This window comes from Microbacterium sp. TW_SC_2 (genome assembly GCF_055361165.1).
In genome coordinates, this window is the sequence record NZ_CM143952.1 from 2,380,838 (window position 1) to 2,393,416 (window position 12,579).

At 70.3% G+C, this 12,579-nt stretch carries 16 protein-coding genes; 7 read left to right on the top strand and 9 right to left on the bottom strand.

The features are described from left to right. Positions 1-30: 30 nt before the first annotated feature. Complete coding sequence (locus ACWA14_RS11320; protein WP_463793496.1) at positions 31-318, top strand: WXG100 family type VII secretion target; 288 nt, start codon at positions 31-33, stop codon at positions 316-318. A gap of 91 nt (positions 319-409) precedes the next feature. Here the strand turns inward: ACWA14_RS11320 and groL are convergent, their stop codons facing one another. The 4 genes from groL to ACWA14_RS11340 form a co-directional block, all read right to left on the bottom strand. Beyond that, entirely contained in the window at positions 410-2,029 is a 1,620-nt protein-coding gene (groL, locus tag ACWA14_RS11325; protein WP_463793498.1) for a chaperonin GroEL, read from the bottom strand. 124 nt (positions 2,030-2,153) lie between these two features. Next, complete coding sequence (locus ACWA14_RS11330) at positions 2,154-2,720, bottom strand: LytR C-terminal domain-containing protein (RefSeq protein ID WP_463793501.1); 567 nt, start codon at positions 2,718-2,720, stop codon at positions 2,154-2,156. Between the two features lie 72 nt (positions 2,721-2,792). Then, positions 2,793-3,050 carry a DUF3263 domain-containing protein gene (locus ACWA14_RS11335; RefSeq protein ID WP_463793503.1) on the bottom strand — a complete coding sequence of 86 codons (258 nt, stop codon included), beginning with the start codon at positions 3,048-3,050 and terminating at the stop codon, positions 2,793-2,795. A gap of 9 nt (positions 3,051-3,059) precedes the next feature. Beyond that, positions 3,060-4,052 carry a DUF2332 family protein gene (locus ACWA14_RS11340; protein WP_463793505.1) on the bottom strand — a complete coding sequence of 331 codons (993 nt, stop codon included), beginning with the start codon at positions 4,050-4,052 and terminating at the stop codon, positions 3,060-3,062. Positions 4,053-4,164: 112 nt separating this feature from the next. Between ACWA14_RS11340 and msrB the strand changes: the two genes are divergently transcribed. Both msrB and ACWA14_RS11350 read left to right on the top strand, forming a co-directional pair. Beyond that, positions 4,165-4,569, top strand: coding sequence for a peptide-methionine (R)-S-oxide reductase MsrB (msrB, locus tag ACWA14_RS11345; protein ID WP_463793507.1), 405 nt, complete (start codon positions 4,165-4,167; stop codon positions 4,567-4,569). Further along, positions 4,566-5,141, top strand: a complete 576-nt coding sequence (locus ACWA14_RS11350) for a nitroreductase family protein (protein WP_463793509.1) — start codon at positions 4,566-4,568, stop codon at positions 5,139-5,141. The genes msrB and ACWA14_RS11350 overlap by 4 nt, the downstream gene beginning before the upstream one ends. Positions 5,142-5,144: 3 nt before the next feature. Here the strand turns inward: ACWA14_RS11350 and ACWA14_RS11355 are convergent, their stop codons facing one another. Then, on the bottom strand, positions 5,145-6,059 hold the full coding sequence (locus ACWA14_RS11355; protein ID WP_463797435.1) for a DMT family transporter: 915 nt from the start codon (positions 6,057-6,059) through the stop codon (positions 5,145-5,147). A 103-nt stretch (positions 6,060-6,162) separates the two neighbouring features. Here ACWA14_RS11355 and ACWA14_RS11360 point away from each other — a divergent pair, with 103 nt between their 5' ends. Beyond that, the gene (locus ACWA14_RS11360; protein WP_463793512.1) at positions 6,163-6,816 is read left to right on the top strand and encodes an SOS response-associated peptidase family protein; all 654 of its coding nucleotides are present in this window, start codon (positions 6,163-6,165) and stop codon (positions 6,814-6,816) included. A 3-nt stretch (positions 6,817-6,819) separates the two neighbouring features. Beyond that, positions 6,820-7,203, top strand: coding sequence for an MmcQ/YjbR family DNA-binding protein (locus ACWA14_RS11365; protein WP_463793515.1), 384 nt, complete (start codon positions 6,820-6,822; stop codon positions 7,201-7,203). 14 nt (positions 7,204-7,217) lie between these two features. On the opposite strand, the gene ACWA14_RS11370 is transcribed toward ACWA14_RS11365, so the two are convergent. The 4 genes from ACWA14_RS11370 to ACWA14_RS11385 are packed head-to-tail and all read right to left on the bottom strand — an operon-like array spanning position 7,218 to position 10,641. After that, positions 7,218-7,811, bottom strand: a complete 594-nt coding sequence (locus ACWA14_RS11370; protein WP_463797437.1) for a response regulator — start codon at positions 7,809-7,811, stop codon at positions 7,218-7,220. Positions 7,812-7,828: 17 nt separating this feature from the next. Next, a complete protein-coding gene (locus ACWA14_RS11375) occupies positions 7,829-8,920 on the bottom strand; it encodes a sensor histidine kinase (protein ID WP_463793519.1) in 1,092 nt (363 codons plus the stop codon). Between the two features lie 9 nt (positions 8,921-8,929). Continuing rightward, complete coding sequence (locus tag ACWA14_RS11380; RefSeq protein WP_463793521.1) at positions 8,930-9,691, bottom strand: ABC transporter permease; 762 nt, start codon at positions 9,689-9,691, stop codon at positions 8,930-8,932. Then, entirely contained in the window at positions 9,688-10,641 is a 954-nt protein-coding gene (locus ACWA14_RS11385) for an ABC transporter ATP-binding protein (protein ID WP_463793523.1), read from the bottom strand. The genes ACWA14_RS11380 and ACWA14_RS11385 overlap by 4 nt, the downstream gene beginning before the upstream one ends. A 182-nt stretch (positions 10,642-10,823) precedes the next feature. Here ACWA14_RS11385 and ACWA14_RS11390 point away from each other — a divergent pair, with 182 nt between their 5' ends. Together ACWA14_RS11390 and ACWA14_RS11395 are read left to right on the top strand one after the other, a co-directional pair. Beyond that, positions 10,824-11,735 carry an ABC transporter ATP-binding protein gene (locus ACWA14_RS11390; protein WP_463793524.1) on the top strand — a complete coding sequence of 304 codons (912 nt, stop codon included), beginning with the start codon at positions 10,824-10,826 and terminating at the stop codon, positions 11,733-11,735. Then, positions 11,732-12,553, top strand: coding sequence for an ABC transporter permease (locus tag ACWA14_RS11395; RefSeq protein ID WP_463793527.1), 822 nt, complete (start codon positions 11,732-11,734; stop codon positions 12,551-12,553). Before ACWA14_RS11390 ends, ACWA14_RS11395 begins: the two co-directional genes overlap by 4 nt. Positions 12,554-12,579: the final 26 nt, after the last annotated feature.

The window sequence follows — 12,579 nt, forward strand, 5'->3', positions numbered from 1 at the left end:
CGTCGGAAGTCCCTACAAGAAGGAGTTCCCATGTCTGTCTTCACCGTCGACACCGACGCCGTCCAGGCCGCCCACGGCGCGGCCCGTGCCACCATGGAGCGGTTGCAGGGCGAGTCCGCGTCGCTGATGGCGCAGCTCGGTCAGCTGCAGTCGTCCTGGGTGGGCACCGCCTCGAGCGCGTTCCAGACGTGCGCCGAGCAGTGGCGCGGGGCGCAGCTGCACGTCGAGCAGGTGCTCGAGTCGATCAGCACCGCGCTCGGCTCCGCCGCCACGCAGTACGCGGACGCCGACCAGTACTCGGCGAGCCTCTTCCGCTGAGGCCGCCGAGCCCCCGCGGCAAACAGAAACGCCCCGGCCGAGGCCGGGGCGTTTCTGTCGGCGGAGGCGAAAGCCTCCGCACCGGTGAGGATCAGAAGTCCATGCCACCCGACGGGTCGCCCATCGGAGCGCCGGCCTTCTCAGGCTTGTCGGCGACGACGACCTCGGTCGTGAGGAACAGACCGGCGATCGAGGCGGCGTTCTGCAGAGCCGAACGCGTCACCTTGGCCGGGTCGATGATGCCCTGAGCGAAGAGGTCACCGTACTCACCGGTCGCGGCGTTGAGGCCGTGACCGATGGGGAGACCGGCGACCGTGTTCGCGACGACACCCGGCTCGAGACCGGCGTTCAGCGCGATCTGCTTCAGCGGAGCCTCGATCGCGACGCGCACGATGTTGACACCGATCGCCTCGTCACCCGTGAGGGAGAGCGTGGCGAGGGCCTTGGTGCCGGCCTGGATCAGCGCCACGCCACCACCGGCGACGACACCCTCTTCGACGGCCGCCTTCGCGTTGCGGACGGCGTCCTCGATGCGGTGCTTGCGCTCCTTGAGCTCGACCTCGGTCGCAGCGCCCGCCTTGATGACGGCCACGCCACCGGCGAGCTTCGCCAGACGCTCCTGCAGCTTCTCCCGGTCGTAGTCGCTGTCGGTGTTCTCGATCTCGCGACGGATCTGCGTGACACGACCCTCGATCTGGGCTGCCTCACCGGCACCCTCGACGATCGTGGTCTCGTCCTTGGTGACGATGACCTTGCGCGCACGGCCCAGCAGGTCGAGCGTGGCGTTCTCCAGCTTGAGGCCGACCTCTTCGGTGATGACCTGACCACCGGTGAGGATCGCGATGTCCTGCAGCTGCGCCTTGCGGCGGTCGCCGAAGCCGGGAGCCTTGACGGCGACCGACTTGAAGATGCCCTTGAGCTTGTTGAGCACGAGAGTCGCGAGAGCCTCGCCCTCCACGTCCTCCGCGATGATGACGAGCTCCTTGCCGTCCTGGATCACCTTGTCGACGATCGGCAGGAGGTCCTTGATGCTGGAGATCTTCTGGTTCGCGATCAGGATGTAGGCGTCTTCGAAGACGGCTTCCTGACGGTCGGGGTCCGTGACGAAGTACGGGTTCAGGTAGCCCTTGTCGAAGCGCATGCCCTCGGTGAGCTCGAGCTCGGTGCCGAAGGTCTGGGACTCCTCGACGGTGACGACGCCTTCCTTGCCGACCTTGTCGATCGCCTCGGCGATCAGCTCGCCGATGGCGGGGTCTGCGGCGGAGATCGACGCGGTCGCGGCGATCTGAGCCTTCGACTCGATCTCCTTGGCGCTCGAGAGCAGCTCCTCGGTGATCGCGGCGACGGCCTTCTCGATGCCGCGCTTGAGCGAGATCGGGTCGGAACCGGCTGCGACGTTGCGCAGGCCTTCGCGGACGAGCGCCTGGGCCAGGACCGTGGCGGTCGTGGTGCCGTCACCGGCGACGTCGTCGGTCTTCTTCGCGACCTCCTTGACGAGCTCCGCACCGATCTTCTCGTACGGGTCGTCGAGCTCGATCTCCTTGGCGATGGAGACACCGTCGTTCGTGATCGTGGGGGCGCCCCACTTCTTCTCGAGAACGACGTTGCGACCGCGCGGGCCGAGGGTCACCTTGACCGCGTCGGCGAGGATGTTGAGGCCGCGCTCGAGGCCGCGTCGGGCCTCCTCATCGAAAGCAATGATCTTTGCCATGAGTTTTTTCGTCCCTCCTGGACGTAGACGTGGGGTTTAGCACTCAGGGTATGAGAGTGCTAACGCCATTCTGGCACTCGACCCCTCCGAGTGCAAGCCGCGCGCGCCGCCGAGCGGGGCGCGCTCAGGGGGCGGGCGTCTCGGAGCCGGCCGCGGTCCGGTCGAGGCCGATCACCACGACCAGCTGCTCGCTGTCGGTCTCGTTCAGCTGCGCGTAGTAATCGCTCTGCTCCACCGCGGCGCCGCCGATGACCCCGGCGAGACCGATCGCCGCCAGCTCGTCGTCGTCCTCGACGTAGTACACGGTCGTGGTGGCGAAGTCCGCGCTGTCGCTGTCGCTGGCGTACACCGCGCCGGCGGCCCAGCCGTTGTTGACGAGCACGTCCCGCATCTGCTCGTCGAGACCGTCGTCGGGCGACGCGTTCAGGATCAGCACCGAGAAAGCGGTGTCGACCACCCCGGTCTCCGTCGGCGTCGGCACGGAGCTCGGCACGGCCTCGGGGAACAGCGAGATGCGTCCCATCACCACGAGGGAGCCGAAGATGCCCGCGATGATGAGCACCAGCGCCGCCACGAAAGACCACAGCAGGACGACCCAGCCGTTCATGCCCGGGGCTTCGGCCCGGTGCGCCCCCACGCGACCAGCGGAGCGGGGGACATCGTCGAAACGATCACGGGTGGGCTTTGACACCCCTCGATGCTAGCGGCACCGGCCTGGCAATCCGCGACGGACGAGCGGCCCGTCGCGGCCGTTCCCGCCTGCTCAGCCGACGAAGCCCGGCATCCGGGCGGCGCGCACACGCTCGCGGGAATCCCGGATCCGCCGCAGACGTCGCACGAGCATCGGATCGTATTCGACCGCGGCCTCCGACTCGATCAGCCGTCCGAGCAGCTGGTAGTACCGTGCGGCGCTCATGCCGAGCTGCGCGCGGATGACTTCTTCCTTGGCGCTGCTGTGGCGCGGCCACGCCGTCTCCAGCGTGAGGATCGCACGATCGCGTTCCGTGAGGTCTCCGAGCATGGGTTCAGGTTAGGACGGCTCGGCGACCGCGGACCCGCGCCACTCCCAAGAGCGCCCGAGTGGATCCGCCGATGCCCGCACGCGGCCGTCCAGCGCGACGACGAAGTCCGACCCGGTCGCGGCACCCGCCCACGTCCCGTCGAGGTCGAGCAGCCCCGGAGGATCGATCGTGATCCACCGGGCTCGCAGCGTGCGGATGCTCTGCACGAGGGCGATCCGCTGCGCGCGCGGGATGTGCACGAGCACGCCCGGCGTCGTGATCACGAGTGCGGCATCGGCGGGAGCCTCGGACGCGAGCGCCTGCACCTCCGCCAGGGCGTCCCCCGCGACGAGCAGCGGAGGGTCGGCCGCCACGATGTCGAGAGCAGCATCGATCCGCTCTTCCCGCCCCTGCTCTCCTGGCCAGACGAGCCCCCGCAGCCAGCGGCGGTCCTGATCCTCGCGCGCGTCCAGGGGCGCGAGGTCGATACCGGCCCGCCACACGACCTCCGGCATCCGCATCGGGGGGAGATCTCCGCGGACGGTGCTCTCCAGCACGACCGAGGAGGGGCCGTCGAGGGGGTCGAGCGCGGCGCGCAGCCGCCCGTCCGGGCCCACGACACGGTACGAGTAGCGATCCGGATACAGGCAGAGGCCTCCGGATGCTCCGAGTTCCAGCAGAGCCAGCGGGCCGTCGATCTCGGACAGCACGGGAAGGAGCGGGGCGAGCCGCAGCGGCTCGTTCGTCTGGAGCGAGCGGCGAGCGCACTCGGCCACGACCGCGTCGGCATGCTCTCCGACGAACCGGCGCCAGTGCGCGTACCCCTCCAGCGGTGCGCCCAGCAGTCGGGTGACCGCGAACACCAGCGGTGGCTGACGACGGTTCTCCGGGATCCGGGCGAGGACGTCCTGCATCTCCGGGTCTCCGGCGACTCCCGCCGCCCAGTCGCCGTAGAGGGCGCTCCGACCGGGCGCCTCGTCGCGGGCGAATCTCGCATAGCGCTCCTGCACGACGTCATCCATCTCTCCATTGTCATCTGCTCCGGCCCGCTCCCCTGCCTGCAGCGCCGCTCTCGCCGTGCGCCCCGAGGCCGTCGGACGCGAGACAATGGAGGGGACCGACTCAGGAGGACGCATGTCGTACAGCGTGGACAAGACCGAAGACGAGTGGCGCGAGGAACTCGGCGCCGATCAATATGCCGTGCTGCGGGAAGCCGCCACCGAGCGCGCCTGGACGGGTGAGCTGCTCGATGAGGGCCGCGCCGGGCTCTACACCTGCGGTGCGTGCGACGCCGAGCTGTTCAAGAGCGGCACGAAGTTCGACTCCGGGTGCGGATGGCCGAGCTTCTACGAGTCCATCCGACCGGACGCCGTCGAGCTCATCGATGACACCACGTTGGGCATGGTGCGCACCGAGGTCCGCTGCGCGAACTGCGGCTCGCACCTCGGACACGTCTTCCCCGACGGTTTCGGCACGCCCACCGGCGATCGGTACTGCATGAACTCGATCGCGCTGAACTTCACCCCCGAAGAGTCGTGAGCGCGCTCGACGCGGCCCGCGCGCGTCAGTCCTGGTCGAAGGTCGACGACACGGCGCCCTCGCACGAGGAGCTGCTGACCTACGTCGCCGCCGCGGGCCGCGTGGCCGACCACTCCTCGCTGCGTCCGTGGCGTCTGATCGAGCTGCGCGGCAGCGACCGCGAGGTGCTCGGTGCCGCGATCGCGAAGGCGGAGGGCGACTCGTCGCCGTCGTCGAAGCCGTTGCGCGCGCCGCTCCTGATCGCCGTCGTGGCGAGCTTCCGCAAGAGCGACAAGGTGCCGCAGTGGGAGCAGGAGGCCGTGGCCTCCGGGGTCGCGCACATGCTCAGCCTGCTGCTGGACGAGGCCGGGTGGGGCGTGCTGTGGCGCACCGGCCGGTACACCCGTGCGCGTGCTGTCGCCAAGGCGCACGGTCTGCGCAAGAACGAGGTTCTCCTCGGCTGGCTCTACGTCGGACGCAAGCCCGCGGGGAAGGGTCCCGGGCGCCGGAAGACCGTCGACGCGAGCGCGCTGATCTCTCGGATGCCGGAGCCCTCCGAGAAGTCGAGGAAGAAGACGTCGAAGAAGAAGTAGGTCTCAGCCCCGGCGCCGACGGCGGGGCACCGCAGCGACGACGGATGCCACGGCGACGACGACCATGCCGATGATCTGCCACGGAGCGGGTCCTGCCGCGGTCGGCCACACCAGGTCGATGACGACCGAGGCGGAGAGCTGACCGAGCACCGAGCCGAGCCCCAGCAGCAGCACTCCCGTGTGCGCGACGAGGAACGCTCCCAGCAGGATGTACGCGAACCCCAGGAAGCCGCCCAGGTAGAGCCACGGCTCCGCCGGCAGCGCATCGGGCATCCCGCGCACCGCCACGCTGATCCCGGCGGCGAGCAGCAGTACGACGCTTCCGGCGATGAAGCTCATCAGCGTCGCGGTGATCGGCGACTGCACCCGCTGGGCAAGGCGACCGTTGGTCGCGGCCTGCCAGGCGATGCCGACCCCCGCGGCGAACGGCAGCAGCAGCATCCACAGAGGGGCGGCCGACAGCACGTCGCCGCTCAACGAGATGCCCACGGCGGCGAGCGCGAGCAGTCCGCCCAGCACCCGTCCGGGCGTGACGGCGACCACTCCGGCCGGGCCGAAGCCGATGCGGTCGAGCACCAGGCCGTGCAGCGTCTGACCGGCGACGACGCCGACCGTGAAGAGCGAGACCCCGAGGATCCCGGCGGTGAGGCCCTGTGTGGAGACCGTGAGGGCGCCGCACGCTCCACCCAGCAGCATCCACGCGGGGATGGATCGCTCGCGCACCCCGTGCCACAGACGCGCGACACCGCGTCGTGCCTGCGACAGGCAGGCGATCACGAGGATCAGCGCCAGCAGACCGACCGTGAACGAGACCAGCCCGGCGACGATGCCGTCGTCCAGACGCACGCCGAGGACGCCGTTGATCCGCGCCTGGATCGCCGTCATGACGCCGATCGCGATCGCTCCCCCGAGAGCCACCGGGGCGGGGAGAGGACGGATCGGGGGCACGTGTCGACCTTACTCGGCGGCGGACCGAGCATCCTCTCCCCCGGATGTCCGACGCCGGGGATACGCTGACGGCATGTGCGCGAGCTACGGTCTCGATCCCCGGTTCACCGATGCGGAGTTCCTGGCGGCCGCCGACGAGGCGGTGCTGGACGGGCTGCGCGTGTGGGCCGAGCAGAATGCGGGTGAGACCGTGCGGCCGACGGGGCGGAACCTGCGCAATCTGAATCCGCTCGTCGTGCAACCGGAGAACACTCCCGTGCTGGAGCCCGCGTGGTGGGGGTTCCTCGTCGGCGGAGAGCCGGCGAAGTTCCCCTCGATCAACACCCGTTCGGAACGCCTGCAGGAGAGGCCGGGGGCACTCAAGAGCAGAGGAATCGTGCCCGCCACGAGCTGGTTCGAGATGCAGAAGCCGTCACGGCAGTGGCACGAATTCCTCGTCGATGACGGGGCCCTGTTCGGCATGGCCGCCGTGACCCAGCGCGGCCGCACGGCCGATGGCGCGACGTTCACCTGCTACTCGATCGTGATGCGCCCGGCGCCGGCGCATCTCGCCGGAGTGCACGATCGGATGCCGGTGCTCATCCCCGCCGCATTCGCCGAGGAGTGGCTGACCGCCGACGCGGATCGGGAGGTCATCGACGAGGCCCTGCTCGCGGCGGCCGAGCTCGACGAGCGGGTGCAGACGACCCCGCGCGGCGACGACAAGCGTGCGGATCGGCTGTTCTGACCCGTGGACGCGCAGGATCTGATCTCCGCGGCCTCGGCACGCGCCGAGCAACTGCCCGGGTCGGCACGGGAGAATCCGTTCGGTCCGGAGTGGGACGTCTACAAGGTGCGCGGCCGTGTCTTCCTCCTGATCCCCCTCGACGGCACCGGGCGCATCACCCTGAAGTCGCATCCCGACGACGCGGTCGCGCTGCGAGAGACGTTCGCCGACATCGTGCCCGGGTACCACATGAACAAGAAGCACTGGATCACGCTCACTCCCGGCGCATCACTCGAGGAGGGGCTCGTGACGGAGCTGGTCACCGAGTCGTACCTGCTCGTGGTGGAGAAGCTCCCGCGCGCGCAGAGGCCCGTCGATCCGCAGCTGTTCGGCCGCGCTCCCGCCTGACCCCGGTCTCGCGACTAGATCCACCCTCTGTCGCGCGCGGCTCGAGCCGCCTGCGCGCGATTCTCCGTGGCGGTCTTCCCGATCGCCGAGGACAGATGGTTGCGCACCGTCCCCGCCGAGAGGAAGACCTCCGCCGCGATGCGAGCGATGCTCCGGCCGTCGGCGGACAGCCGGAGCACCTGCTGCTCGCGCTCGCTGAGCGGGTTGGCGCCCTCGAACAGCGACGCCTCGGCGAGCACCGGATCGACCACGCGCAGACCCTGATGCACGCGCCGCACCGCATGCGCGAGCTCGGCGGCAGGGGTGTCCTTCGCGATGAACCCGCTCGCCCCGGCATCCAGCGCCTGCCGCAGATAGCCGGTGCGCGCGAACGTGGTCACCACGAGCACCCTGGTCTCGGGGCTCGCCGCGCGCACGAGCCGCGTCGCCTCGATCCCGTCGACTCCCGGCATCTGGATGTCCATGAGACAGACGTCCGGTCGCACCGCGCAGGCGCGCTCCGCCGCCTGCGCGCCGTCGCCGGCCTCGGCCACGACGGTGAGGTCGTCTTCGAGCTCGAGCAGCGCCCCCATGGCACCGCGCACGAGGGCCTGATCGTCGACGAGCATCACCCGGATCGGGGCGGTCACCACGTCACACTCACCCGGGTGCCTCCGGTCGGCGCATCCTCCACAGCGAGGACCCCACCGGCCGCCGCGGCCCGCTCCGACATGCCACGAAGGCCGCTGCCCGCGGGTCCCCGTGCGCCGCGACCGTCGTCTTCGATCGCCACCACGCCGGGAGCCATCGTGATGCGGACGGAGCGCGCCCGCGCATGCCGGAGGATGTTGGTCGTCGACTCTCGGACGATCCATCCGGCCGGCAGCGCCTGGGCCGGTGACAACGCCACCGGGTCTCCTTCGATCCGCACCTGTAGTCCGGCCGATTCGAGCGCGACCGTGCTCGCATGGATCTGCTCCGACAGCGCCGCGCCGCGGATGCCGGTCACGGTGCTGCGCACACCGGCGATCGCCTCGCCCGTGAGGTGGACGATCTGGGCGAGCTCGGCCTTCGCCCGCTCCGGATCCTGGTCGACGAGTCGCTCGGCGAGCTCCGCCTTCAGCTTGACCGCGGTGAGGGTGTGGCCCAGCAGATCGTGCACGTCGCGGGCGATCGATGCACGCTCGTCACTGGTGGCGAGCTCCATGCGCACCTGGTCGGCGTCGATCGAGCGGCTGATGAGCCACGTGTTCACCGTGTTGACGACGGCGATCAGCAGCACCACCACCAACAGTTGGAAATGGCCGTCCAGCCGGCCGGAGAGCAGCACCACGCCGCCGGCGAGGGCGATGCCGCCGAGCGTCGTCACCCAGTGCCAGACCCCGCGCAGCCCATAGCTGGCATACGACATCAGGTAGGGCAGGAAGCTGAGCGCCTGCGTGTCGATCGCGGGGATCGTCATCAGCGCACAGCCGATCTGCACCCAGAACAGCACGCGGACGAGGGGGCGCGGCTTCCCCCAGGACGAGCGCATCCCCACCACGAAGCCGATGACGTAGACCACGGCGAACGCGACCGTGGCCGCCCAGCCGAGCACGACCCAGGCGAGATCGGCATCCGACGCCAGCAGCGCCAGGATCGGGTACACGAGGAAGACCATCCACACGACGGCCATCAGCCATCCCCAGCGCTCCCAGGGACCCGCGGGCGCCTGGGGCCCCGTGCTCTCGGTGTGCATCCGCTCAGCCTAACGACGCCGACGGGAGCGCAGCACGCCGAGCCGCACCAGTGCGGAGAAGAGCGCCGCCCACACGATGATGTTCAGCAGCACGCCCCACAGCGGATCGGCGCCCCCCGCGACGAGAGTGCCGTCGGTGGCCGGCCACCGGACGAGCGCGACATACCCGTACATCGGTGTCCACTTCGCGACGTCGAGCATGGCTCCGTCGAGCGGGATGAAGACGTTGCCGAAGAAGCCGAAGAAGGTGATCGAGATCGAGGCGAGTGCCGCGGCGGAGTCGGAGTTGAACGCCAGGCCGACGCCGAGCCCGAAGAGCCCGTAGACGAGGCCGAGCCCGAGCGTGATGCCGGCGGCCGCGAGCCACCGCCAGGTGCCGTCGGCTTCGGCGCCCGTGGCGGCGCCGGCCGCGTAGACGAACACCACGGCGAGCGCGGAGAACGACACCGCGGCGAGCACCTTGGTCGCCGCGTAACCCAGTGTCGTCAGCGGGGTGAGCGCGAGTTGCCTGCCCCACCCCTGTCCGACCTCCGATGCCGCCAGAGAGCAGAGCGAGCTCATCGCCGTCGCCGTCCCGTAGGCGCCCATCGAGACCATCACGTAGAACGAGACGTTCGCATGGCCGACGCTCTGCGTCGCGTACGACATGCTCGCCCCGAACAGGAGGTACATCGCGACGGGTATCGCGAGGGTGAAGGCCAGCGTGTAGGGGTTGCGGATCTGTCGCACGAGTTCCGTGCGGTACAGAGCGGGTGCGACGAGAGTCGTCATGACGGGTCCTCCGTGAGTGAGGTGAAGGCGGATTCGAGCGTGGGAGCGACGATCTCCAGATCGGTGGCGCCGAGGGACAGCAGCCGTCCGGCCAGGGCGTCGGATGCGGCCGTGCGCACGGTGATCCGGCCGGCGTCCGCCGCTGCCTCCCCGACGTCCGGATCGGCGCGCAGCTCATCGATCAGGGCCGCCGCCGCCGTGCCGGGCAGCGTCGCCGAGACCGTTCGCCCGCCCAGCGAGGCCCGCAGGTGCGCGGTGGAGCCGTCGGCGACCACACGCCCGTGATGCACGACCACGGTCCGCCGGGCGAACTGCTCGGCCTCCTCGAGGTAGTGCGTGGCGAACAGGATCGTCCGCCCCGCATCCGCGTCCTCGCGCATCGCCTCCCAGAACCGGCGGCGTGCCGTGACGTCCATGCCCGCGGTCGGCTCATCGAGCACGAGCACGTCGGGGTCGGGCAGCAGCGCGAGAGCGAACTTCACCCGCTGCTTCTCTCCGCCCGAGCACTTTCCGACACGGCGGCGAGCGATGGTGGAGAGGTCGGCCCGCCCGATCACCTCGTCGACGCGCGCACTCGCGCCGTGCAGTCCCGCCACGACCGCGACGGTCTCGCGCACCGTGAGGTCGGCGAGGAGCCCTCCGGTCTGGAGCACGGCCGCCAGCCGGCCGGTGGCCACCGCGCGGCGCGGATCCATCCCCAGCACGCGAGCGCTTCCCTCATCGGGTTCGGACAGACCGAGCAGCACGTCGATCGCCGTGGTCTTGCCGGCACCGTTCGGCCCGAGCAGGGCGACGATGTCCCCCCGCTCGATACGCAGGTCGATGTGATCGACCGCGACGACGCGGCTCGCGCCCTGCCCGAAGCGCCGGACGATCCCGGTCAGCTCGACGGCGGGAGTGGCGGCCGGTGGATGATCGGCGGGGGCGATGACGGTGGCGGTGCGGCTCATGCTTCCAGCCAACCGCGCGCCGGCCGTCGACGCCGGAGGCGGATGTCACATCCTCGGTATGACATCCGTCATGCCGAGCGCGGCCGGCGGCGGGAGCATCCGTCCACAGGATGACGTCGCACGGCGCAGGTCGTCCTTCCGAGGGACGCGCCGCACCGCGCCGGATCCGTAGCGTGGAAGCCATGATCACAGCAGAAGGCCTCACGAAGAGATTCGGAGACAAGACCGCGGTCGACGATGTCTCGTTCACGATCCAGCCCGGAACGGTGACCGGCTTCCTCGGCCCGAACGGGGCAGGCAAGTCGACCACGATGCGGATGATCGTCGGTCTCGACCGCCCGACGTCCGGCCGCGTGACCGTGTCGGGGCGCGAGTACCGCAAGCTTCCCGCCCCGCTCAGCGAGGTCGGCGTGCTCCTCGACGCCAAGGCCGTGCACACCGGGCGCACCGCCCGCGACCACCTGCGGTCCCTGGCCGCCACCCACGGCATCCCGACGTCGCGCGTCGACGAGGTGATCGATCTCGCCGGCATCGGCTCCGTCGCCCGCAGACGCGCGGGGAAGTTCTCCCTGGGCATGGGCCAGCGGCTCGGCATCGCGTCGGCGCTGCTCGGAGACCCGCACACCCTCATCCTCGACGAGCCGGTGAACGGCCTCGACCCCGAGGGCGTGCTCTGGGTGCGGCAGTTCGCCCGGCGCGCGGCGTCCGAAGGACGCACCGTGCTGCTCTCCAGCCACCTGATGAGCGAGATGGCGCAGACGGCCGATCACGTGATCGTGATGGGCCGGGGCACCGTGCTCGCCGATGCTCCGCTCGACGAGTTGGTGCGGGCCTGGACCAGGAACACCGTGCGCGTGCGCACGCCGCGAGAGGCCGATCTCGCGGCCGCGGTGGCAGGGCCTGACGTCGAGATCGTGCGCATCGCGCCGGACCTCCTCGACATCGTCGGCCTGCCGGCCGCCCGCATCGGCGACCTCGCCGCCGATCGCGGCATCCCCCTTCATGAACTCACCCCGGCCACCGGATCGCTGGAGGACGCGTATCTCGCGCTCACCGGCGACGCGGTCGAGTACCGCTCCCAGGAGATCGCATGAGCACCCAGGTCGCTTCCCGCACCCGTTCCGGTTCCGCCGGCGCCGCCACGAACACCGGCTCTCTCTCGTTCCCCCGTGCTGTGCGCGGCGAGTGGATCAAGCTCTCCACCCTGCGCTCGACGTGGTGGTCCATCGGGATCACGGCGTTGCTGACGATCGGCATCGCGGCGCTGATCGCCCAGTCCGTCTCGATCCCCGAGTTCGACGCCATCCAGGCCGTCGTGCTACCGGTGCAGTTCACGATGCTGCTCGCCGGCATCCTCGGCGCGATCTCCGTGACCGGCGAGTACTCCACCGGCATGATCCGCTCGACCCTCACGGCGAACCCGGTGCGGGGCTCGGTGCTCGCGGCCAAGGCCGTCGTGCTCGCGCTGTTCCTGTTCGTCTCGTCGCTGCTGATCTTCTTCGGCGCCGCCCTCGCGGTCGGACTCATCGTGGGCGCCCGCGGTCAGAGCATCGACTGGTCCGATCCGACGCACTCGCTGCTGCCGATCGTCTTCGCGTCCGCTTCCATGGCGGTGTTCGCGTTGATCGGGGTCGCCTTCGGCTTCCTCCTCCGCTCCGGGGCCGGAGCGATCGCGGCGACGGTGGGACTCCTCTTCGTGCTGCCGATCGTGGCGAACTTCTTCTCCTTCGCCGGCGAGTCGTGGCAGTGGGTCACCGAACTGGCGAACCGCCTCCCCTCCGTCGCGGCACAGAACGCCATCCTTCCCGCCTCCGGTTCCGGCGTCGACGGGGAGGCGTGGCTGACGCTGGTCGCCTGGGTCGTGGCGACCACGCTCGCCGCGTGGGCGGTGCTGCGCACGCGCGACGCCTGACCCTCGTCGCCGGTGCGAGACCGGCG

Excerpts from the sequence above, each read along its gene's own strand:
- ACWA14_RS11390 (WP_463793524.1), top strand. The coding sequence starts at position 10,824 with ATGATCACAGCAGAAGGCCTCACGAAGAGATTCGGAGACAAGACCGCG.
- ACWA14_RS11340 (WP_463793505.1), bottom strand. The coding sequence starts at position 4,052 with ATGGATGACGTCGTGCAGGAGCGCTATGCGAGATTCGCCCGCGACGAG.
- ACWA14_RS11380 (WP_463793521.1), bottom strand. The coding sequence starts at position 9,691 with ATGACGACTCTCGTCGCACCCGCTCTGTACCGCACGGAACTCGTGCGA.
- ACWA14_RS11395 (WP_463793527.1), top strand. The coding sequence starts at position 11,732 with ATGAGCACCCAGGTCGCTTCCCGCACCCGTTCCGGTTCCGCCGGCGCC.
- ACWA14_RS11335 (WP_463793503.1), bottom strand. The coding sequence starts at position 3,050 with ATGCTCGGAGACCTCACGGAACGCGATCGTGCGATCCTCACGCTGGAG.
- ACWA14_RS11375 (WP_463793519.1), bottom strand. The coding sequence starts at position 8,920 with ATGCACACCGAGAGCACGGGGCCCCAGGCGCCCGCGGGTCCCTGGGAG.
- groL (WP_463793498.1), bottom strand. The coding sequence starts at position 2,029 with ATGGCAAAGATCATTGCTTTCGATGAGGAGGCCCGACGCGGCCTCGAG.
- ACWA14_RS11360 (WP_463793512.1), top strand. The coding sequence starts at position 6,163 with ATGTGCGCGAGCTACGGTCTCGATCCCCGGTTCACCGATGCGGAGTTC.
- ACWA14_RS11370 (WP_463797437.1), bottom strand. The coding sequence starts at position 7,811 with ATGCTCGTCGACGATCAGGCCCTCGTGCGCGGTGCCATGGGGGCGCTG.
- ACWA14_RS11385 (WP_463793523.1), bottom strand. The coding sequence starts at position 10,641 with ATGAGCCGCACCGCCACCGTCATCGCCCCCGCCGATCATCCACCGGCC.
- msrB (WP_463793507.1), top strand. The coding sequence starts at position 4,165 with ATGTCGTACAGCGTGGACAAGACCGAAGACGAGTGGCGCGAGGAACTC.
- ACWA14_RS11320 (WP_463793496.1), top strand. The coding sequence starts at position 31 with ATGTCTGTCTTCACCGTCGACACCGACGCCGTCCAGGCCGCCCACGGC.